Origin of the sequence: Bacteroides sp. OF03-11BH (assembly GCF_003604005.1) — a bacterium.
Classification (GTDB): domain Bacteria; phylum Bacteroidota; class Bacteroidia; order Bacteroidales; family Bacteroidaceae; genus Bacteroides; species Bacteroides ovatus.
On sequence record NZ_QTMW01000016.1, the window covers coordinates 96776 to 120672 of the forward strand.

A 23897-nucleotide genomic window follows, 5' to 3' on the forward strand; every position below is an offset into this window, starting at 1 on the left:
AACAAATGCTATGAATCATTCGACAGTCAAATCCTTTACGTTTGGTATCGGTCTGTTTTTCACATTACCTCTGGTATATGGGAATAGTTCCTCTCCGTCTTCTTCCGATGGAACGTTGTATATCAATAAATCGAAAACCCACAAAGTGGCTCCCGTAAAGTACGGTTTCCATTATGAAGAAATAGGAATGATGGGCGAGGGTGCCCTGCACGCCGAACTGATACGTAACCGTTCGTTTGAAGAAGCTACACCGCCTGCCGGATTATCTGTGAAGAACGGTCTTTATGAAAATGTTCCGGCTCCCCGCGTTAAAGAGAAAAAAGTGTTTCAGGCCGATCCGCTGATTGGATGGACGACTTATCCGTTATCATATACTCCTGTATTTATCAGTCGCACGGATGAAAATCCGATGAGCGGGGAAAATAAGTATTCGATGCTGGTTAATGTCACGGAAGATATTGCGAACCATCCGGATGCCCTGATTCTCAACCGTGGATATTATGGAATGAACCTGAAGACAGATACGTCTTACCGTCTTTCCTTGTTTCTGAAGAACAGGAATTATTCCGCTCCGTTACGTGTATTTCTAGTTGACGAATGGGGACAACGGGTGAGCAATGTGATCGAAGTGAATGTAGGGAATCGGGACTGGACAAAATATACCGGTGAACTGAAACCGGAAAAGAACGTCCGGCGTGGAATGTTTGCCATACAACCGATGTCGAAAGGGCAATTTCAGATAGATGTCGTTTCCCTGTTCCCGTCCGATACCTGGAACGATGGAAAATCCGTATTCCGTAAAGACATTGTTCAGAACCTGAAAGAGTTTTCTCCCAGCTTTATCCGTTTCCCGGGCGGATGCATCGTGCACGGAGTCAATGAAGAAACGATGTATCACTGGAAAAAGACGCTCGGACCGATTGAAAATCGTCCGGGACAGTGGAGCAAATGGGCGCCTTATTACCGTACCGACGGAATCGGCTATCATGAGTTTTATGAATTGTGCGAATATGTGGGAGCTGATGCGATGTATGTGATGCCTACGGGTATGATTTGCAGTGGTTGGGTGAAGCAAAGTCCACAGTGGAATTTCAGACACATTGATGTCGATCTGGACGCTTATATCCAGGATGCGTTGGATGCCATCGAGTATGCCATTGGTGATACAACTACGAAATGGGGAGCTGAACGGGCAAAGAACGGTCATCCCGCTCCTTTCCCGCTAAAATATATCGAGATTGGAAATGAAGATTTCGGACCTGTGTATTGGGAGCGTTATGAGAAAATCTATCAGGCGTTGTCCGCCAAATATCCTGACTTGATTTATATAGCCAATAGTGTCATCCGTGTAGTCGGAAGAGAGAATGATGACAAACGGAAGGATATTCCCAATTTTGTCAACCCGAAGAATGTGAAAGTGTTCGACGAACATTATTATAACTCAATCGAATGGGCTTGCGAACAGCATTATCGTTTTGATAACTACAAACGGGGTGTTGCCGATCTATTTATCGGCGAATTGGGAATCAACGGAAAATATCCTTATAACCTGCTGGCTACCGGAGCCATCCGTATGTCAATAGAACGCAACGGCGATTTGAATCCCTTGTTTGCTGAACGTCCGGTGATGAGGCATTGGGACTTTCTGGAACACCGTATCTTCCTGCCGATGTTGATTAATGGAGTAGACAGTAGTGTAAAGACTTCCTTCTTCTACCTGGCAAAGATGTTCAGGGATAACACGTTTGACGTGTGTCTGGATGCAGCGATCAAGGATATAGAAGGTTTGCAGAACATCTTTGTTACGATGGGATATGATACGGCCAGCAAACAATATATCCTGAAACTGATAAACCTGCAGGATAAAAAAGTCACTCTACAACCGGAAGTTTCCGGCTTCAAACGTCCCGTCAAGGCACATAAAACAAGTCTGGTACTGGTTCCGGGAAAAGAAAACACACCGTTTGCTCCGAATGAAGTCCAACCGGTAGAGACGGAAGTCGGGCTGGACCTGAATCAACCGTTCGAACTGGAGGCAGCTTCCATGGTTGTATATCGTTTTTAGTTCACCACAGAGGACACAGAGAGCACAGAGGACACAGCATTTTTTCTCTCTTTCTGCAAGGAACAGAGTGATAGATGCAGTTAGCTGTAAAAAAAGCGTGAGACTCTGTGTTACTCTGTAATGAATAAAATGATTAAGCCTCCGTGTCCTCTGTGTCCTCCGTGGTGAACTCTAAATTGTCAAATAGCAAATAAAAATAAAATGAAAACAATCTTTTGTATCACAGGACTTGCCATACAAGGTTTGGCTATGTCAGTTCAGGCGCAAACCGGCAAACCGAATATTGTGGTTATTATGACCGATCAGCAGCGTGCCGATTTGTGCGGCAGGGAAGGTTTTCCGCTGGAAGTGACTCCCTTTGTCGACCGTTTGGCGCAGGAGAATGTATGGTTCAATAAGGCATACACTGTGATGCCGGCCAGCTCTCCGGCACGTTGTTCCATGTTCACCGGGCGTTTTCCTTCCGCCACTCACGTACGCACGAATCACAATATCCCCGACATCTCCTATCAACAGGACTTAGTGGGCGTATTGAAAGAAAACGGATATAAAACAGCATTGGTTGGCAAGAATCACGCTTACCTGAAACCTGCCGACTTGGATTTCTGGTCTGAATACGGACACTGGGGAAAGCACAAAAAGACGACTCCCGCAGAGAAAGAGACTGCCCGTTTCCTGAATCAGCAAGCCAGGGGGCAATGGCTGGAGCCATCTCCCATCTCGCTGGAAGAACAGCATCCCACCAAAATCGTGAACGAAGCGCTGGCATGGATTAAACAGCAGAAAGAAAATCCTTTCTTCGTATGGGTCTCTTTTCCGGAACCTCACAACCCTTATCAGGTATGTGAACCCTATTACTCCATGTTCTCCCCCGATAAGCTCCCTGTCTTAAAGACCTCCCGCAAAGATTTGGCAAAGAAAGGAGAGAAATACCGTATTTTGGCGCAACTGGAAGACGCGTCCTGCCCGAACCTGGAACAAGACTTGCCTCGAATCCGTGCCAACTATATCGGAATGATCCGGTTGATAGACGATCAGATCAAGAGACTGATCGAATCATTGAAAGCCAGCGGACAATATGAAAACACCCTCTTTGTCGTACTTTCCGACCACGGTGACTACTGGGGGGAATACGGATTGATCCGTAAAGGAGCCGGACTTTCCGAAAGCCTCGCACGTATCCCGATGGTATGGGCAGGATATCACATTAAAAACCAGCCTGCCCCTATGGATAGCCACGTATCGATAGCCGACCTTTTCCCCACCTTCTGCTCTGCCATCGGTGCCGAAATACCGGCAGGAGTTCAGGGTCGTAGCTTGTGGCCGATGCTGACCGGAAAAGCTTACCCTAAAGAAGAATTCTCCAGCATGGTCGTACAACAAGGCTTCGGAGGAGCCGATGTCGGACTGGATGCCTCCCTGACTTTTGAACAGGAAGGAGCATTGACTCCCGGCAAAATAGCCCACTTCGACGAACTGAACACCTGGACGCAAAGCGGTACCTCACGCATGATAAGAAAGGATGACTGGAAACTGGTCATGAATCATTATGGCAACGGAGAACTCTATAATTTAAAGAAAGATCCTTCGGAAGTTCATAATCTGTTTGGCGAGAAGAAATACAGCGAAATTCAAACAGAACTTCTGACCCGTTTACTGGCATGGGAGTTGCGTTTGCAGGACCCGCTGCCTCTCCCGCAAAGACGTTACCATTTTAAACAGAATCCATTTAATTATCTCCATCCGGAATACTAAAAAATAAGAAGATTGTACATACCTACGGATATTAAAAACATGATTCCATGAAGTCTGCCCCGCAACGGCCTATTTTTGTATCCGTAAACATAAAACAGAAATATATGAAATTGATTTTGCGATTAGGATTGATCTTGTTTACAGGATTTATTTCCATCTCTACAGCATCAGCACAGTTATATGGAACGGCAGATACAAACGCTCCGGAACTACGTGTTCCGACATCTGTAAAGCCGGCATTTGATTATTGGATGAGGGACACTTGGGCTACACTGGGTCCCGACGGTTATTATTATATCACAGGAACCACCTCTACTCCCGATCGTTACTTTCCGGGACAGAGGCATTGCTGGGACTGGAACGACGGTTTGTACCTGTGGCGTTCCAAAGATATGAAGTCCTGGGAAGCCAGAGGACAAATATGGTCGATGGAAAAAGACGGAACCTGGCAAAAGAAACCGAAAGTATATAAAGCAGGAGAGAAATATCAGAAGAAATCCATCAACGGTGATCCGATGGACAACCGCTTTCATGCAGTGTGGGCTCCGGAAATGCATTATATCAAAAGCGCGAAGAACTGGTTTATCGTTGCCTGCATGAATGAGTCGGCAGGCGGGAGAGGTTCTTTTATTTTGCGGAGCAAGACCGGAAAACCGGAAGGTCCGTACGAGAATATCGAAGGTAATAAAGACAAAGCTATCTTCCCGAACATCGACGGAAGTTTGTTCGAAGATACGGACGGCACTGTCTACTTTGTCGGGCACAACCATTATATCGCCCGTATGAAACCGGATATGAGCGGATTTGCCGAGGAACTGAAAACATTGAAAGAGAAAAAATATAATCCGGAACCGTATATTGAAGGAGCGTTTATCTTCAAATATGATAACAAATATCACCTCGTACAGGCTATATGGTCGCACCGTACGTCGGAGGGAGATACCTATATCGAGAAAAAGGGAGTAACCTCGCCGAAGACACGTTATAGTTACGACTGCATCATCTCGACAGCCGATAATGTGTATGGTCCCTATAGCGAACGCTACAATGCCATCACGGGAGGAGGACACAACAATCTTTTCCAGGATAAGGATGGAAACTGGTGGGCTACCATGTTCTTCAATCCGCGTGGGGCACAGGCGGCAGAGTATAAAGTGACGTGCCGTCCCGGATTAATTCCGATGATCTATGAGAATGGTAAATTCAAACCCAACTTTAATTATAATACCAAATGAAAACTTCTTTATTGATAGCAGGCAGCCTGGCTCTGGTCCCGATGACGTATGCGCAGGACAAGCCGAATATTATTATCATACTGGCAGACGATTTGGGCTTCTCCGATCTCGGCTGTTTCGGTGGTGAGATTCATACACCGGTACTGGATAAACTGGCAAAGAATGGCGTCCGTATGACGCAGATGTACAACAGTGCCCGTAGTTGCCCGTCGCGTGCCAACCTGTTGACGGGACTTTATCCGCATCAGACGGGATTGGGACACATGGACGGCAGTCATCCTGCCTGGCCGAAAGGATATTCCGGTTTCCGTTCCAATTCGGACAACGTCACGATTGCAGAAGTCCTGAAAGATGCCGGATATTTTACGGCTATGTCAGGAAAGTGGCATCTAGGGAATAAGTCGAATCCCATTCTTCGTGGTTTCCAGGAGTATTACGGTTTGTTGGGCGGATTTAATTCTTTCTGGAATCCGGCAGTATATACCCGTTTGCCGAAAGACCGTACCCCCAGACATTATGAGGAAGGAACTTTCTACGCTACCAATGTGATAACGGATTATGCGATTGACTTTATCGACCAGGCACATCAGGAGAAGAAACCGTTGTTCCTGTATCTGGCCTATAACGCTCCCCATTTCCCTTTGCACGCACCGAAAGAAGTGACCGATAAATATATGTCTCTCTATATGCAGGGATGGGACAAGATTCGTGACGCCCGCTGGAAACGGATTGTGGACCTGAAACTTATGCAGGGAAAGCCGGCACTTAGTCCGCGTGGTGTAGTTCCCGAAAGTCTGTTTGAAGATGAAACGCATCCGCTACCGGCATGGGATTCATTGACGAAAGATCAGCAGACCGACCTCGCACGCCGTATGTCCATTTTTGCCGCTATGGTAGATGTGATGGACGCGAACATCGGCCGGGTAGTGGATGAATTGAAGAAAAACGGTGAGTTGGACAATACGTTTATCATGTTTATGTCCGATAACGGAGCTTGTGCCGAATGGCACGAATTTGGCTTCGACAAACAGACCGGAGTCGAATACCATACCCATACCGGAGAAGAACTCGACCAGATGGGTTTGCCCGGAACCTATCATCATTACGGTACAGGCTGGGCAAATGTCTGCTGCACGCCGTTCACGCTCTATAAACATTATGCACACGAAGGAGGTATTTCCACTCCGTGTATCATTTCCTGGGGTAATCATGTGAAGAACAAAGGCGGACTGAATCATCAGCCTGCACAATTCTCCGATATCATGTCTACCTGTGTGGAACTGGCAGGAGCCACTTATCCGAAAGAATATCAGGGAAGAGCGATTCTGCCTACGGCAGGTCAGTCTATCCTTCCGATTGTGAAAGGAAAGAAGATGCCCGAAAGATATATTTATGCCGAGCATGAAGGCAACCGCATGGTGCGTAAAGGTGACTGGAAGCTGGTTTCCGCCAACTTCAAGGGAGATGAATGGGAATTGTACAACATCAAGGAAGACCGTACCGAACAGCACAACCTGATCGGTAAATATCCTGAAATGGCAAAAGAATTGGAAACAGCCTATTTCGAATGGGCGGACAAGAGTGATGTTTTGTATTTCCAGAAAATGTGGAATACCTACAATAAGAATCGACGGAAAGATTTTAAAGAATATAAAACCCGCTAATGCTTATGGATAAGAGAATCTTACTAACTCTGGCTTTAGGAGCCATGTCGCAGGTGTTTACCCATGCATGGGAGCCTAAAGGAGATAAAATTAAAACAGTATGGGCTGAACAGGTGACGCCGGAAAATGTGTGGCAAAGTTATCCTAGACCACAGTTGCAACGGGCAGAATGGATCAATCTGAACGGATTGTGGAAGTATGCCGTAACGGATCAGAACACGCCTCGGAAGAATGTTTCCTTTGAAGGGGAAATCTTGGTCCCGTTTGCGATTGAATCATCTCTGTCCGGAGTGCAGAAAACATTTCTTCCTACGGATAAATTATGGTATCAACGTGAGTTCACCTTAGATCCTTCCTGGAAGAACAAATCTACTATCCTGCATTTCGGAGCAGTGGATTATGAATGTCAAGTATGGGTGAATAACCGGTTGGTCGGTACGCATAAAGGAGGAAATAACCCGTTCTCGTTTGATATTACTAAATACCTGAAGAAGAGTGGTCCTCAAAGCATTGAAGTAGCCGTCACCGACCCGACGGACACGGAGTCTATCTCCCGAGGAAAACAGCAACTTAACCAGGAAGGTATCTGGTACACGCCTGTATCGGGCATTTGGCAAACTGTGTGGCTGGAAGCGGTGAATAAAACCTATATTCGTCAGGTACTTCCTTCCACTGATATTGAGAGAAAATCCGTGAAGCTGGCTTTCGATATAATCGGAGCCAAAGGCAATGAAGAAGTGAAAATAGAAGTGTTGGATGATGGCAAAGTAATCAAGACGGTGGAACAGAAGTTGACTAATGCGATAGAAATAGACGTTCCGAACGCTGTCTTATGGTCTCCCGAATCTCCGAAACTGTATCATTTGAATATTGTCTTATCCAATGGAGGACGTGTTTTAGACCGGGTAAAGAGTTACTTTGCCTTGAGAAAAGTAGATGTCCGTAAAGATGAGTGCGGATATAACCGTATTTGCCTGAATAACCAACCCATCTTCCAATACGGTCCGCTCGATCAAGGCTGGTGGCCCGATGGATTGTTGACTCCTCCTTCCGAGGAAGCGATGTTGTGGGACATGGTGCAGTTGAAGAAGATGGGATTCAATATGATCCGTAAACATATCAAAGTAGAACCGGAGCAATATTATTATTACGCTGATTCTCTGGGATTGATGATGTGGCAAGACATGGTTTCCGGTTTTGCTACGTCAAGGAAGAAGGAGGAACACGTCAATCCGTTGGCTACTACTGATTGGAACGCTCCCGAAGAACACACCCGGCAATGGCAAAAAGAAATGTTCGAAATGATCGACCGTCTCCGTTTCTATCCCTGTATCACTACCTGGGTGGTTTTCAATGAAGGATGGGGACAGCATAACACGGTGGAAATCGTAAATAAAGTGATAAAATACGACGATACACGCCTGATAAACGGAGTGACCGGCTGGACGGACAGAGGCGTAGGCGATATGTACGACGTACATAATTATCCTGTCACTTCCATGATTCTGCCGGAGAACAACGGTAACCGCATTTCCGTACTGGGAGAATTCGGCGGCTATGGCTGGGCGATCAAGGAACATATCTGGAATCCGAATATGAGGAACTGGGGGTATAAGAATATAGACGGAGCAATGGCTCTGATTGATAGTTACGGCCGTCTGGTATATGATTTGGAAACGCTGATTGCCCAAGGGTTGAGTGCGGCTGTTTATACACAAACCACTGATGTGGAAGGAGAAGTGAACGGCCTGATTACTTACGACCGGAAAGTAACTAAAATACCGGAAGGCTTGTTACACCTGATGCACAACCGTTTGTATGAAATCACTCCCGTGAAAGCGGTTACTTTGATTGCAGACAGTCAGAACGGAAGCAAGAATACCCGCCTTGTCGGTATGAACGGTCAGGAGCTGAAAATGACTTCTTTGCCTTTCGACTGTCCCCCTCGTTCTACGGTAGTATCAGAAGCTACTTTTAAGGTGGATAAGGATTTCAATCATCTGTCTTTATGGCTGAATGTTGCCGGAGAAGCCAAAGTTTGGCTGAATGGTGTAGAAGTCTTTGCGCAGGAGGCAAAGCAGACCAGGCAATATAATCAATATAATATCAGCGATTACAGCCGTTACTTGCGGAAAGGAAGTAATCTGTTGAAAATCGAAGTGAAAGATAGCAAGAAGATGAGATTCGATTATGGGTTGAGGGCTTATTAATCAGATTCATATTCTACTTTGTGAGTTTCTTGCTATAAAGTTGAAAGGCAAGTGAATATCTGCAATATCAAGTTAATGTATGAGCCCCATAGCGATGTCACTATAGGGCTCATTAACTATCATTTTTCCGGCTCACTCGTATGGGCACATTTCTTTATAACAAACTTTCTTATTGAAATTTCTTATCTTCTTCGAGGAGCTCCTGGCTACATTGCTCCGGTGCTAGAGGGGTAAAGAGTTCTATCAAGTTTTCTTCGGGATCGCGCAGGTATAGGGTACGCATCCCCCAATCGGGCATATCCGTAGGTTCGGTGATAAACGTCACGCCTTTTGCTTTTAGATCGGCAAAAGTTTCGTCGAGGTTATCTACACTGAATGAAACCATTAATTTCTCACGCATCGCAACGGGCTGTTGCTTATCTGCATTGCCTACCGCAGGTGCCATCCAGTCGGATACAAAAAGGGTGAAGCCTTTTATCCCGTCAGCTACTTTAAAATTGGCATATCCGCTATTTTCATCTCCCCAGGATGGCTCTAATCCGAGTTGTTCGGTGTAGAACTTGAAGCATTTGGCGAAGTCTTTCACTAATAATCTTACGTTGCTGAATCTCATGGTTTACTGATTAATAGTTTGTAATTTGTTTCTTATATCAAAATGCAAATATAATCATTCTATTGGATAGTGTTTCAAAAAACTGTATTTACCTCATTAGAGTGCAGAAATGAACTATTTCACCACAGAGGACAGTTAGAAGATCCATACTGAACAGATGAGATTATCTGAAATCCAGAATAAAGAATTACAGGATAAAATTGCTGTGATAAATAAGAATTCTGAAGAATAGATCAAAGCAATGCAGAAACAATATGAGACTACTAACAGGTAGCTGAAGATTTTCATATCGGCTCAAAAGAGTCCTATACACTGTAATTATTGGCTCATTTTGAGCCGATATATTAATAATATTATGTATTTTTGAGCCGATATAATCAATTAAATAGCAATGGAAGAAGAAATTCAACAATATCTTCGTTTTCATCCTCTATCTTCTAGGTCAGAATTAATGGAGGGAGTGAATACTAAAGTAAGTGTCGCCACATTCAAGCGTTTATTAGCTGCCATGATTTCCGCTGGAAGTATTGAAGTCATAGGGCAAGGACCTGCCACCTGTTATAAACTAACACCACAAACGTTTGTTACAAGTTATTTCGACTTAGAATCATACTTTCGGAAAGAAGTTGATGAGCGTGAAATTCAACAAGCTTTCAATTTCAGCCTTATTCCTGATATATTGCCTAATGTTGACCCTTTCACGATGGATGAACGGAAACATTTAACGGCTCTTCAAGAAACGTTTAGAAGAAATGTATTAGAAATGACAGACGGAGAGTACCGGAAAGAAATGGAAAGGTTAGGTGTGGATCTTAGTTGGAAGTCTTCTCAAATTGAAGGGAACACATATAATCTTCTTGAAACGGAAAGACTTTTGCTGGAAAAAGAAGAAGCAAAAGGTAAAACTAAAGAAGAAGCCATTATGCTACTAAATCACAAGGAAGCTCTTGATTTTATTTTAGATAATCCTGATTATCTTCAGTATTTATCAATAAGAAAGATTGAAGACATTCATAGTATCCTTATTAAAGAACTGGGAGTTGAGCGTCATATTCGTTCTCGGCGTGTTGGTATTACGGGTACGAATTATCGTCCACTTGATAATGAATATCAAATAAGAGAAGCTATGGAAGACACTTGTCAATTAATCAATAATAAGGAGAGTATCTTTGATAAAGCTTTCCTAGCTTTAGTTCTGTTATCTTACATTCAGCCATTTGCTGATGGTAATAAACGTACTGCCCGTATAACAAGTAATGCAATACTTATAGCCAACGGTTATTGTCCTTTATCATTTCGTTCAGTTGATTCTATCGACTATAAGAAAGCTATGTTAGTTTTCTATGAACAAAATAATATATATCCATTTAAGAAAATATTTATAGAACAGTTTGAATTTGCTGTGAATACATACTTTTGAATTTATCTGTATATTGATGGTTGTTCCAACGATGACATTATTATAAATATAATAATTATGTTCATAATAAATTTGTAATGCTTCCTGTTTTAATAAACATTGGTTTTCCGTCTGCAATAATTTTCTCCTGAAAGCCGGAAGTTTCTGAAAGACTTTTATCTTTGCAATCATAATACATACGGCACTATGAAAAAAGTGATTCTGATTTTTGTGACAATCGTCCTTTCCGGTCTGCTTTATGCAAAAGATAATAAGAGTACCGATGCGTTACTTCGTGAGATTGATGGTATCATTAAAAACCGTCAGACCTATGGAGCGGAAAAGGAGGCGCGTATCGCTGACCTGAAGAAATTGCTGGAGGAGGCTACTTCCGATGAACAACGATATGGTTTTTGCGGACGTCTTTTCGATGAATACCGGGCTTATAATCTGGATTCGTCTTTTGTCTATGCTCAACGGAAAGAGGAACTGGCGCATCGCATGGATAAACTGGATTACCTGGATGATGCTGCCATGAATATGGCGGAAGTGATGGGAACTACCGGAATGTATAAAGAAGCGTTGGAACTATTGGGGCAGATTGATAAGAAAACGCTGCCCGATTATCTCTATGGTTATTATTATCATTTGTATCGCACTATTTACGGATTGATGGGAGATTATGCCGTTACGGAGAAAGTCAAGAAAGAGTATTATCGAATGACGGATCTGTATCGTGACTCTCTTCTGCAGGTCAACGCTTCCGACTCTTTGGGACACGTATTGGTGATGGCGGATAAGTGTATCGTACATGCTCAATACGAAGAAGCCATCCGTATGCTGATGGAATATTACAACAAACCTTCTTTGGATGACCATTCAAAAGCAATGCTTACTTATACTCTCTCCGAGGGTTACCGGTTGAAAGGCGACAAGCAGGGGCAAAAACATTACCTGGCTCTTTCGGCCATTGCCGACCTGAAATCGGCAGTAAAGGAATATGTATCTTTGCGCAAACTCGCTTCTCTTGTCTACGATGAAGGGGATATTGACCGTGCCTACAATTACCTGAAATGCTCCTTAGAGGATGCCACTCTTTGTAATGCCCGCCTTCGTACGTTAGAAATCTCGCAAGTCTTTCCTATCATTGACCAGGCTTACCAATTGAAAACCAAACGGCAGCAGCAGGAGATGAAAGTATCATTGATTTGTATCAGTTTGCTTTCCGTATTTTTGTTGGTTGCCATTTTCTTCGTTTACAAACAGATGAAAAAGGTTGCTGCCGCACGTCGCGAAGTGGTCGATACCAATACGTTGCTGCAAGAACTGAACGAAGAACTTCACGACTCTAATTCGCAACTGAAAGAGATGAACCATACGCTTTCGGAAGCCAACTATATCAAGGAGGAATATATCGGCCGATATATGGACCAATGCTCCACTTATCTCGACAAGATGGATTTATACCGTCGTTCCCTAAATAAAATTGCCGCTGCCGGAAGAGTGGAAGAACTATATAAAGCCATTAAATCTTCCCAATTCCTTGACGAAGAACTGAAAGAGTTTTATGCAAACTTCGACATGACTTTCCTGCAACTCTTCCCCAATTTTGTGGAGGAATTTAATGCGCTGCTCACAGAACCCATGCAACCCAAACCGGGAGAACTGTTGAACACCGAACTCCGTATCTTTGCCCTTATCCGGCTGGGGATTACGGACAGTACCAAGATAGCGCAATTCCTCCGTTATTCCGTGACTACCATTTATAATTACCGGACCCGTGTCCGTAACAAAGCTTTGGGAGAAAGAGATGAATTTGAGACTAAAGTAATGCAAATAGGGAAGGTGGAAGAATAAGAAAATTACTACTTTTTTAGTCTGACTTCTATTTTATAACGTTCTTATATTTAGTGGTTTATGCTGTGAGACACTGTATAAATCACTATATTTTTGCTATCTGCTTTAAGAAGCAGTATGAAATGTGGATACTTTTGTTTCACGGTCATTTCAGCAATGACACAGAGAACGAAAACAAAAGTAACCCTAATATTAACTTTAAATTAATGTACATGAAACAGAGTATGAAGTCGAAAGGCTTTGAACGCCGCCTCTTATTAATAATGTGGGGCTTGTTCCTATCTCTTAGTGCATTCGCACAACAGATTTCAATAAAAGGACATGTAGTAGATGCCACAGGTGAACCGGTGATCGGTGCCAGTGTGGTGGAAGGACGTACAACGAATGGTACGATAACCGATGTAGACGGTAATTTCTCATTAAGCGTTCCGGCTAACAGCACGCTGACTATCTCTTTTGTCGGCTATAAAACGCAGACTGTTCCGGTGAACGGGAAAAACTCGTTGAAAGTAACCTTGCAGGAAGATACGGAAGTATTGGACGAAGTTGTTGTAGTAGGTTACGGAACGATGAAAAAGAGCGATTTGACTGGTGCCGTATCTTCTGTCGGAGTGAAGGACATCAAAGACTCTCCGGTAGCTAATATCGGTCAGGCAATGCAGGGAAAAGTATCCGGCGTGCAGATTATCGATGCCGGTAAGCCGGGTGATAATGTCACCATTAAAATCCGCGGTTTGGGTACGATCAATAACAGTAACCCGCTGATTGTCATTGACGGAATTCCTACCGACTTGGGATTGTCTTCCTTAAATATGGCTGATGTGGAACGGGTAGACGTATTGAAAGATGCTTCGGCAACAGCTATCTATGGTTCGCGTGGTGCCAACGGTGTGGTGATGATTACCAGCAAACGTGGTGCCGAAGGTGCCGGAAAAGTAACGGTAAACGCAAACTGGGCTATTCAGAACGCTACTAAAGTGCCCGATATGCTGAATGCTGCGCAATATGCCGCCTTGAGCAATGATATGCTGTCTAATAATGATGATAATACAAACCCTTATTGGGCAGATCCTTCTTTATTGGGAACAGGAACGAACTGGCTGGATGAGATGCTACGTACGGGAGTGAAACAAAGCTATTCGGTTAGCTATTCCGGTGGTACGGAAAAGGCACATTACTATGTATCCGGCGGTTTCCTCGACCAGTCCGGTATCGTGGAAAGCGTTAATTACCGTCGTTTCAACTTTCAGGCAAATAGTGATGCCCAGGTTAATAAATGGTTGAAGTTCACTACCAATCTGACATTCAGTACGGACGTGAAAGAAGGAGGAAGCTATAGCATCGGAGATGCGATGAAAGCACTTCCCACCCAGCCGGTGAAGAATGAAGACGGTAGCTGGAGCGGTCCCGGACAGGAAGCGCAATGGTATGGAAGTGTCCGCAATCCGATCGGTACGTTGTACATGATGACGAACGAGACGAAAGGATATAACTTTCTGGCAAATATCACCGGAGAGATTGCCTTTACCAAATGGTTGAAGTTGAAAAGCACCTTCGGTTATGACGCCAAATTCTGGTTTGTCGATAACTTTACTCCGGCTTACGACTGGAAACCGAATCCGGTAGAAGAATCTTCCCGCTATAAGAGTGACAACAAATCATTTACCTACCTATGGGATAATTATTTTGTATTCGACCATACTTTCGCCCAAAAACATCGTGTAGGTGTGATGGCAGGTTCTTCCGCCCAATGGAACAACTATGATTACCTGAATGCTCAAAAGAATATCTTCATGTTTGATAATATCCATGAAATGGACAACGGCGAGAAGATGTACAGTATTGGTGGCAGCCAGAGCGACTGGGCACTGCTTTCTCTGATGGCACGTCTCAACTATTCTTACGAAGATAAATACCTGCTTACAGCCACTGTGCGCCGTGACGGTTCTTCCCGCTTTGGTAAGAACAACCGTTGGGGAACATTCCCTTCCGTTTCTCTGGCATGGCGTATTTCGCAGGAAGAATGGTTCCCGAAAGACAACTCTCCGGTGAATGACCTCAAACTGCGTATCGGATACGGTGTGACCGGTAATCAGGAAATCGGTAACTACGGCTTTGTTGCTTCCTATAATACAGGAGTCTATCCTTTCGGCAACAACAACTCCACCGCTTTGGTATCTACCACCCTTTCCAATCCGAATATTCATTGGGAAGAGGTACGCCAAACCAACTTCGGTGTGGATATGAGCCTGTTCAATTCACGTGTCAACCTTTCGCTGGATGCCTACATCAAGAAGACGGCAGACATGTTGGTGAAAGCTTCCATCCCTATCACCTCCGGTTTTGAAGATACTACTGAAACCTTTACCAATGCCGGCAAGATGCGCAACAAAGGGGTGGAAATGACCCTGCGCACCATCAACCTGAAAGGTCTTTTCTCTTGGGAATCTGCTTTAACGGTCACCTATAACAAAAATGAAATTCTGGACCTGAATAGCGAAACTCCGATGTTTATCAATCAGATGGGTAACTCATACGTGACTATGCTTAGAGCCGGTTATCCGATCAATGTATTCTACGGATACGTGACCGACGGACTTTTCCAAAACTGGGAGGAAGTAAACCGCCATGCCACCCAACCGGGAGCCGCTCCGGGGGATATCCGTTTTCGGGATTTGAATAACGATGGAGTCATCAACGATGAAGACCGTACCGTTATCGGTAACCCGAATCCGAACTGGTTCTTCTCTTTAAGCAATAATTTCTCTTATAAGGGATGGGAACTCTCCGTTTTCCTGCAAGGCGTATCGGGAAACAAGATTTATAACGCCAACAATGTTGACAACGAAGGAATGGCAGCCGCTTACAACCAAACCACAGCCGTATTGAACCGCTGGACGGGTGAAGGAACCAGCAACTCTATGCCCCGCGCCATTTGGGGAGACCCGAACCAGAACTGCCGTGTATCCGACAGGTTTGTGGAAAACGGTTCCTATCTCCGTCTGAAGAATATCACACTTTCGTATACACTGCCCAAAAAGTGGATGCAAAAGATTCAACTGGAAAATGCCCGCATCTCTTTCTCTTGCGAGAATGTGGCAACTATCACCGGATATTCCGGCTTCGATCCGGAAGTTGATATTAATGGCATCGACAGTAGCCGTTACCCGATTTCACGTACCTTCAGTATGGGCTTGAACTTTAACTTTTAAATCAGGAGAAAGAATATGAAAAAGATAATAACTTTGGTATTTATGTCTGCCGTGCTGGCATTGACATCGTGCAATGATTTCTTGGATAAATATCCCAAATATGGCGTCGATCCCGAGTCGGAAGTGACGAACGAGATTGCTGTGGCACTGACTACTGCCTGCTATAAGACCTTGCAATCGTCGAATATGTACAACCAACGTATTTGGAGCCTCGACATCATCGCAGGCAACAGTGAAGTAGGAGCCGGAGGAGGTACTGACGGTTTGGAGACTGTTCAGGCTTCCAATTTCATTGCCCAGAGTGATAACGGCTTTGCCTTGTATGTATGGCGTTCTCCGTGGGTAGGGATCGGACGTTGTAACATCGTGCTTTCCAATTTGCCTTCAGCATCTATCTCCGATGAGATAAAGACCCGTTGTATGGGTGAGGCTTATTTCCTGCGTGCACATTATTATTATATTCTGGTTCGTTTGTACGGAGGGGTGCCTTTGCGCTTGGAGCCGTTTGAACCGGGAGAATCTGCGGATATTGCCCGTAATACGGTAGATGAGGTATATGCTCAAATTTTTTCCGACTGCAAAAATGCAGTGAATATGCTTCCTCCGAAAAGCAGTTATGGAGATGCTGACAGGGGACGTGCCTGCAAAGAGGCTGCAATGGCGATGTTGGCGGATATTTACCTGACACTGGCTCCCAACCATCGCGACTATTATAATGAAGTAGTGACCTTGTGCAATAACATTGCTGCAATGGGATATGATCTGACTCAATGCAATTATGCCGATAACTTTAATGCGACGATCAATAATGGTGCGGAATCTCTCTTCGAAGTGCAATACTCCGGTAGTACGGAATATGACTTCTGGGGCGGCGATAATCAAGCATCCTGGCTGTCTACCTTCATGGGGCCTCGTAATTCGGGTATGGTAGCCGGTGCTTATGGATGGAATCTGCCTACGGAAGAGTTTGTCAAGCAATACGAGGACGGTGATTTGCGGAAAGACATCACTGTATTATATCAGGGTTGTCCTGCTTTTGACGGTATGGAATACAGACGTTCCTGGTCGAATACGGGTTATAACGTACGTAAGTTCCTTGTGTCGAAAACCGTCTCTCCGGAGTATAATACCAACCCCAACAACTTTGTAGTATACCGTTATGCGGATGTCTTACTGAAGAAAGCGGAAGCTTTGAATGAGCAGGGACATCCGGATCAGGCTGCCGAACCATTGAATATCGTTCGTAAGCGTGCCGGACTGACAGAGCTGCCGACCACTCTGACGCAGACCGAAATGAGAGAAAAGATTATTCACGAACGTCGGATGGAACTTGCTTTTGAGGGACACCGCTGGTTCGATATGATCCGGGTTGATAATGGAAATTATGCATTGACATTCCTGAAATCTATCGGTAAGAATAATGTGACCAAAGAACGTCTCCTGTTGCCTATTCCGCAGACGGAGATGGACTCCAATCACCTGATGACTCAAAATCCCGGTTATTAATCCGTTTTATAATCATTCATTTAGACAAATAATATGATGAAGAAATATATATATCAGTTGTTATGCTCTCTTTTCATCGGCGCAACGATGGTTGCCTGTACCGAGGATTATATGGAGACAGATAAAGGACATGATACCCTCACCCTTTCGGTGAATCAGCAGGAGTTGGTGTTGAACGAAAAGAACCATAGTCAGGAGGCGCTGGCGCTTTCATGGACTACCGGAACGAATTATGGAAGCGGTAACCGTATCTCTTATACGCTGGAACTGGCGAAAGCTGGAACGGACTTTGCGAATCCTTATTCGGTAGATTTGGGTACGGGAACGTATCAATGGACTAAGAAAGTGGAAGAACTTAACCAATTTCTGCATACGCAGTTCGGTATCGGTTATGTCGTGAAAGCGGAGTTGGAAGCACGTATCACAGCCGTCGTTGCCGGAATGGAAGATCAGAAACAAAGTGCGACGACTGCCTTTACAGTGACTACCTACCAGCCGGTTACTACCACGCTTTACCTGATTGGTGATGCTGCTCCGAACGAATGGAGCGCCGATAACGCAACGGCAATGGAACGTACGGATAACGGACAATTTACATGGACAGGAAAGCTGAATACCGGATCGTTTAAGTTTATAACGACCTTAGGAGAATTCCTGCCGTCGTACAACCGCGATGCTACTGCCGGAGAAGGACTCAAACTAATTTATCGTACATCGGGTGACCAACCGGACGAACAGTTCACAATCAGTAAAGAAGCAACTTATATCGTAAAAGCAAACCTGCTCGACTTGACGTTGACACTTACCGAAACAGAAGATATTGGCTGGAGATATGAAGAATTTTTCATTGTCGGTTCGTTTACGGGTAACAATGGTTGGGGATTTGAAGCACTGTCTAAAGATGCTGTTCAGATGGATCTGTTCCATTATGGAGCTGTGATTCCCTGGAAGGCAGACGGAGAATTTAAATTCGCTTCTGTGACAGATTTCGGTCAGGCGGATGCTTTCTTCCATCCTACCGTGGCTAATGCTCCGTACACTTCGACATCCGTAGTGCTTGGAGGTGACGATAATAAATGGCAGATGAAGGAAGCCGAATGTGGCAAGCCTTATAAAGTATGGTTCTACACAGGAAAAGGAAAAGAAAAGATGCTGATGCGTCCGTTCACTCCTTACGAAGGGCTGTATCTGGTGGGTGAGGCAACTCCGAACGGATGGGATTTAGGCAATGCTACTCCGATGACTAAGAGTGCCGACAGTCCTTATATCTTTACTTGGAGCGGCACGCTGAAGGCAGGTGAGATGAAGATATCCTGCGATAAGCAGTCAGACTGGAACGGGGATTGGTTTATGGCGGATAAGAGCAACAAGGCTCCGACGGGGGAAGTAGAGACGGCATTGTTCGTTACCAAGTCGGATGCGGAGTTGAACAGTATGTATCCGGATACAGATTTGGGTAGTTTGGATAATAAGTGGAATATTCAGGAAGCCGGTTCTTATCGGATTACGATTGACCAGTTGAAAGAGACGATTTCGATTGTGAAACAATAAAACAAGAATTCAAGATGAAGAAAATAATATATTTGGTGGCTGCTTTCCTGTGTATGGCTTGCAGTGACGATCATGGGTCGAACCAGGAGAATGGAGGAGCTTCGGGCAGTGTCACCGAAGTGACTCCGGTAACATCGGATTTAAGTGTGGACCTGTCTACGGATAAGGCTTTCTATAAACCGGGGGAGAAAGTGGTATTTACAGCAGAAGATGCGTTGCCTGCCGGAACTAAAGTTCGTTATCGTCTTTTAGGGGAGGTTGTCGGAGAAGAGTCGGTAAATGGTAACAGTTGGACATGGCAACCGCCTATTACTGATTTCAAAGGATATATGGCGGAACTGTACCGTCAGGAGAATGGTACAGATGTGATTGTCGGTACGATTGCGGTAGATGTATCTAGTGATCCGGCACGTTTTCCCCGTTATGGTTTTGTCGCTGATTTCAGTCGGGAGAAGACGGCTGAAAAGACGCAGGAAGAGATGGCGTATCTGAATCGTCATCACATCAATTGGGTACAGTTTCAGGACTGGCATAATAAGCATCACTGGCCATTGGGCGGTACACGTACGCAGTTGGACGAAGTATATATGGACATCGCTAACCGGGAGGTTTATACAAGTTCTGTGAAGAATTACATTGAAGCGCAGCATCGTTTCGGTATGAAGTCTATGTTTTACAATCTTTGTTTCGGGGCGTTGAAGGATGCCGCTACGGACGGGGTGAAGGAGGAATGGTATTTGTTTAAGGATGCTTCTCACACTACTAAAGACAGTCATGATCTGCCGGGCGGATGGAAAAGTAATATTTATCTGGTAGATCCTTCTAATAAGGAATGGCAGAAATATTTGAACGAGAGGAATGATGATGTATATGTGAACTTTGCCTTCGACGGCTATCAGATAGACCAGTTGGGACGACGCAGCACGTTGTACAATTACAACGGTATTCCGGTCAATCTGCGTGAGGGATATGCTTCTTTTATTGAAGCGACGAAGCAGGCTCATCCGGACAAGAGTTTGGTGATGAATGCGGTCAGCCGTTACGGTGCCCGTCAGATTGGGGAGACTGGTAAAGTTGATTTCTTCTATAATGAGGTGTGGGCGGATGAGGCTGATTTTACCAATCTGAAAGCCATTCTTTATGAAAATGGAGTATATGGCAATTATCAGTTGAATACGGTTTTTGCAGCTTATATGAATTATAATAAAGCGGATAACCGGGGAGAATTTAATACGCCGGGTATCTTATTGACAGATGCTGTCATGTTTGCTTTGGGTGGTTCGCACCTTGAACTGGGAGGCGATCACATGTTGTGCAAAGAGTACTTCCCGAATGAGAATCTGACAATGAGCGAAGAATTGAAAACAGCGATGGTTCGTTATTATGATTTTCTGACTTCTTATCAGAATCTGCTTCGTGACGGTGGTACGGAGAATCGTGTTTCCATAGATTGTACCAATGGCGAAATGAGATTGAATAGTTGGCCTCCTCAACAGGGATCAGTTACTACTTATGCCAAGCAGGTAGGTGGCAAGCAAGTCATACATCTTCTTAATTTCTCGCAAGCGAACAGTCTTAGCTGGAGAGATGTGGACGGTACGATGCCGGAACCGGCTTTGATTACGAAAGCGGCTTTGCAAATGAATCTGTCGGCAAAGGTGAATAAGTTATGGGTAGCGTCGCCGGATGCACACGGAGGAGCCTTGCAGGAATTGGCCTTTACACAGGAGAACGGAATTGTCTCTTTTACATTGCCTTCCTTGAAATATTGGACAATGATTGTGGCTGAATAAAAGAGATTGCAGCTGAATAAAATGAGTATAGTCCAATAACGCGGCTGTAGCAGAATGACTTAAAATGATAGGTATGATGATTAGATATAGATTATGGGTATGGGTGTTGTGCTTGGTGTTTCCAACATGGGTTTGGGCGGAAAAAACGACACGTACATGCTCCTCTTTTACACAGCAGGGACGTCAGGTGACTTTTCACCTGACGGACAGTGCCGCGTTGCAATTGCAACTTTGTAGCTCTTCCGTCGTGAAAATCTGGTTCTCACCCGACGGGCAATTGCAGCGAAGAAATGCTTCGTTTGCAGTGATTAATGAAGAGCTGGAAGAGGTAGGAACTATTCATGTGGATGAACAGGCGGCCTGTTATGAGATATTTACTCCGAAGTTGCGTATCCGGGTGAATAAATCTCCGATGAGTCTTCAGATATTCGATAAATATCAGAAACTCCTGTTTAGTGATTATGCCGATAAAGGCCATGTCAGTGAAGGAACGAAGAAGGTGGAATATAAAGTGCTTCGTCGTGACGAGCACTTCTTCGGACTTGGTGAGAAAGCGGGAAAGATGGACCGTCGTGGCGAGTCTTATAAGATGTGGAATAGTGACAAACCTTGCTATAGCGTGGTAGAAGATCCTCTTTACAAGAGTATTCCTTTCTTTATGAGCAATTACCGGTATGGTATTTTCCTTGATAACACCTATAAGACGGAATTCAAATTCGGAACGGAAAGCCGTGATTATTACAGCTTTGAAGCGCCGAACGGGGAAATGGTATATTACTTTATTTTCGGTAAAGACTATAAAGAAATCATCAGCCAATACGTCGGACTGACCGGAAAACCTATCATGCCGCCGAAATGGGCGTTGGGTTTTGCTCAATGCCGCGGTCTGTTGACAAGTGAAAAGCTAAGTCGTGAGATAGCCGAAGGCTACCGGAAACGGGGAATACCTTGTGATATTATCTATCAGGATATCGGCTGGACAGAATATTTGCAGGATTTCGAGTGGCGCAAAGGAAACTATGAAAACCCTAGGAAGATGCTTTCGGATTTGAAAGAGATGGGTTTTAAGGTAGTCGTATCTCAAGACCCGGTAATTGCACAAGCCAACAAAAAACAATGGGAAGAAGCAGACCGTCTGGGCTATTTTGTAAAGGACAGTACGAACGGTAAAAGCTACGATATGCCCTGGCCGTGGGGTGGAAACTGCGGAGTGGTAGACTTCACCCTGCCTGCCGTAGCCGACTGGTGGGGAACTTATCAGCAGAAACCTATTGATGATGGTATCTCCGGCTTCTGGACAGATATGGGCGAACCTGCCTGGAGTAACGAAGAGCAGACGGAACGCCTGGTGATGAAGCACCATTTGGGTATGCACGATGAAATCCATAACGTCTATGGCCTGACCTGGGATAAAGTGGTGAAGGAGCAATTTGAAAAGAGGAATCCGGACCGTCGTGTTTTCCAGATGACTCGTGCTGCTTATGCCGGCTTGCAACGTTATACGTTTGGCTGGACGGGTGATAGCGGAAACGGAGACGACGTACTGCAAGGTTGGGGACAATTAGCCAATCAGATTCCTGTAATGCTTTCCGCCGGATTGGGATTAATCCCATTTTCTTCCTGTGATATCACCGGTTACTGTGGGGATATTGAGGATTATCCGGCTATGGCCGAACTCTATACCCGTTGGATTCAATTCGGAGCATTTAATCCTTTGAGCCGTATCCACCATGAGGGAGATAACCCGGTGGAACCGTGGCTTTTCGGGCCGGAAGCGGAAAAGAACGCGAAAGCGGCTATCGAACTGAAATATCGTTTGTTACCGTATATCTATACTTACGCCCGCGAAGCGTATGATACAGGATTGCCTATCATGCGGCCTCTGTTTCTGGAATATCCAATGGATATGGAAACTTTCTCCACGGATGCCCAATTCCTGTTCGGTCGTGAATTGTTGGTAGCTCCTGTGGTGAAGAAAGGTGCTCGCACAAAGAACGTGTATCTTCCCGAAGGCACATGGATAGACTACAACAACAAGCAGACGGTCTACACCGGAGAGCAATGGACTACCGTTGATGCTCCCTTGTCCTCTGTTCCCATGTTTGTGAAGCAAGGTTCCATCATCCCTACCATGCCGGTGATGAACTACACCCATGAGAAACCGGTATATCCACTTACTTTTGAAATCTTTCCCGCCCAGGAAGGTGCACAAGCAGCCTTTACTCTTTACGAAGATGAAGGAGAAGACTTAGGATATCAGCGTGATGAATTTGTCAAAACACCGATTATTTGCAGCACTCTGGCAAATGGATATGAACTGACCGTCTCTGCCCGTGAAGGAAAAGGATACACTGTTCCCGGTCCGAGAAATCTGTTGTTCCGTATTTATTCTGCGAAAGCTCCGAAAGAGATAACTGTCAAAGGAAAGAAGATAAAGCAAACTAAACCGGAACGTTTGGAAGAAAATCTGGAGAATAACACTGAAACTGTAGCGTGGAGTTGGGATAAGGAAACAGGTGTCTGTAGTGTGAGAATACCTGATAAAGGTGTTGATGAACAGTTGATGATTACTTTTAAATAAACAGGGAGCTGTTGGCAAGCTAATATTCAGAGTTTTTCTTTCGTTTTATATGGATAATGTGTAGATTCGCACGAAACTCATATCAGAAATGTGTAAGTTATCACATTTCTGATATCAAAAGTGTGATTCATTATGAGAAGCTTTTCCAACCCGCTTACCTGATTCGCTATTCAATGCTGAATTTGAAACAAGATGGTAATTTGATTAATATCCCCCTGTTTTTGGCGGATAAGACAAAAGAGCTATTGAAGGATAAAAGTTGAAAGAGCCTTCTGAAGGAATCAGTAGCCTCTTAAAAAACGATGATTCTTAAAAAAGGAATATTTAATCATTGGAAGAAGGACGTGAATTGCAGTTTGGTAAAGAAAAGCAGGAAAATGTCCTGCATTTGTAATTACGCGATTCTCTATTTCGGCTGTTTCGAAAATATGCCAATCAAGCTGCGATAGATTTTTG

General features: G+C 44.5%; 13 protein-coding genes. 12 read left to right on the plus strand and 1 reads right to left on the minus strand.

Annotation, left to right across the window (positions count from 1 at the left end; genetic code table 11):
- Positions 1-10: 10 nt before the first annotated feature.
- From DXA54_RS13815 to DXA54_RS13835, 5 genes are all read left to right on the plus strand, one after another.
- Entirely contained in the window at positions 11-2065 is a 2055-nt protein-coding gene (locus DXA54_RS13815; RefSeq protein ID WP_015531880.1) for an alpha-L-arabinofuranosidase C-terminal domain-containing protein, read from the plus strand.
- A 201-nt stretch (positions 2066-2266) separates the two neighbouring features.
- The gene (locus DXA54_RS13820; protein ID WP_004298626.1) at positions 2267-3820 is read left to right on the plus strand and encodes a sulfatase; all 1554 of its coding nucleotides are present in this window, start codon (positions 2267-2269) and stop codon (positions 3818-3820) included.
- 47 nt (positions 3821-3867) lie between these two features.
- Positions 3868-5055, plus strand: coding sequence for a family 43 glycosylhydrolase (locus tag DXA54_RS13825; protein ID WP_004307753.1), 1188 nt, complete (start codon positions 3868-3870; stop codon positions 5053-5055).
- Entirely contained in the window at positions 5052-6719 is a 1668-nt protein-coding gene (locus tag DXA54_RS13830) for an arylsulfatase (RefSeq protein ID WP_004298622.1), read from the plus strand. The genes DXA54_RS13825 and DXA54_RS13830 overlap by 4 nt, the downstream gene beginning before the upstream one ends.
- Positions 6720-6724: 5 nt before the next feature.
- Positions 6725-8929: a glycoside hydrolase family 2 protein gene (locus DXA54_RS13835; protein WP_085931445.1), complete on the plus strand. Its 2205-nt coding sequence runs from the start codon at positions 6725-6727 to the stop codon at positions 8927-8929.
- A 169-nt stretch (positions 8930-9098) separates the two neighbouring features.
- Here DXA54_RS13835 and DXA54_RS13840 read toward each other — a convergent pair whose 3' ends face one another.
- Positions 9099-9542 carry a VOC family protein gene (locus DXA54_RS13840; RefSeq protein WP_008775310.1) on the minus strand — a complete coding sequence of 148 codons (444 nt, stop codon included), beginning with the start codon at positions 9540-9542 and terminating at the stop codon, positions 9099-9101.
- A gap of 391 nt (positions 9543-9933) precedes the next feature.
- Here DXA54_RS13840 and DXA54_RS13845 point away from each other — a divergent pair, with 391 nt between their 5' ends.
- The 7 genes from DXA54_RS13845 (at position 9934) to DXA54_RS13880 (ending at position 23441) form a co-directional block, all read left to right on the plus strand.
- Entirely contained in the window at positions 9934-10962 is a 1029-nt protein-coding gene (locus DXA54_RS13845) for a Fic family protein (protein WP_004317407.1), read from the plus strand.
- Positions 10963-11148: 186 nt separating this feature from the next.
- On the plus strand, positions 11149-12798 hold the full coding sequence (locus DXA54_RS13855) for a DUF6377 domain-containing protein (protein ID WP_120079761.1): 1650 nt from the start codon (positions 11149-11151) through the stop codon (positions 12796-12798).
- A 212-nt stretch (positions 12799-13010) separates the two neighbouring features.
- Positions 13011-16010: a SusC/RagA family TonB-linked outer membrane protein gene (locus tag DXA54_RS13860; RefSeq protein WP_074908741.1), complete on the plus strand. Its 3000-nt coding sequence runs from the start codon at positions 13011-13013 to the stop codon at positions 16008-16010.
- 42 nt (positions 16011-16052) lie between these two features.
- Positions 16053-17516 (plus strand): RagB/SusD family nutrient uptake outer membrane protein, encoded by a 1464-nt coding sequence (locus tag DXA54_RS13865; protein ID WP_371682950.1) that lies wholly within the window; start codon positions 16053-16055, stop codon positions 17514-17516.
- 36 nt (positions 17517-17552) lie between these two features.
- Positions 17553-19067, plus strand: coding sequence for a SusF/SusE family outer membrane protein (locus DXA54_RS13870; RefSeq protein WP_074908738.1), 1515 nt, complete (start codon positions 17553-17555; stop codon positions 19065-19067).
- Between the two features lie 14 nt (positions 19068-19081).
- Positions 19082-20860 carry a glycoside hydrolase family 66 protein gene (locus DXA54_RS13875; RefSeq protein WP_055234512.1) on the plus strand — a complete coding sequence of 593 codons (1779 nt, stop codon included), beginning with the start codon at positions 19082-19084 and terminating at the stop codon, positions 20858-20860.
- A gap of 76 nt (positions 20861-20936) precedes the next feature.
- Positions 20937-23441, plus strand: coding sequence for a glycoside hydrolase family 31 protein (locus DXA54_RS13880; protein ID WP_055234559.1), 2505 nt, complete (start codon positions 20937-20939; stop codon positions 23439-23441).
- Positions 23442-23897 lie beyond the last annotated feature (456 nt).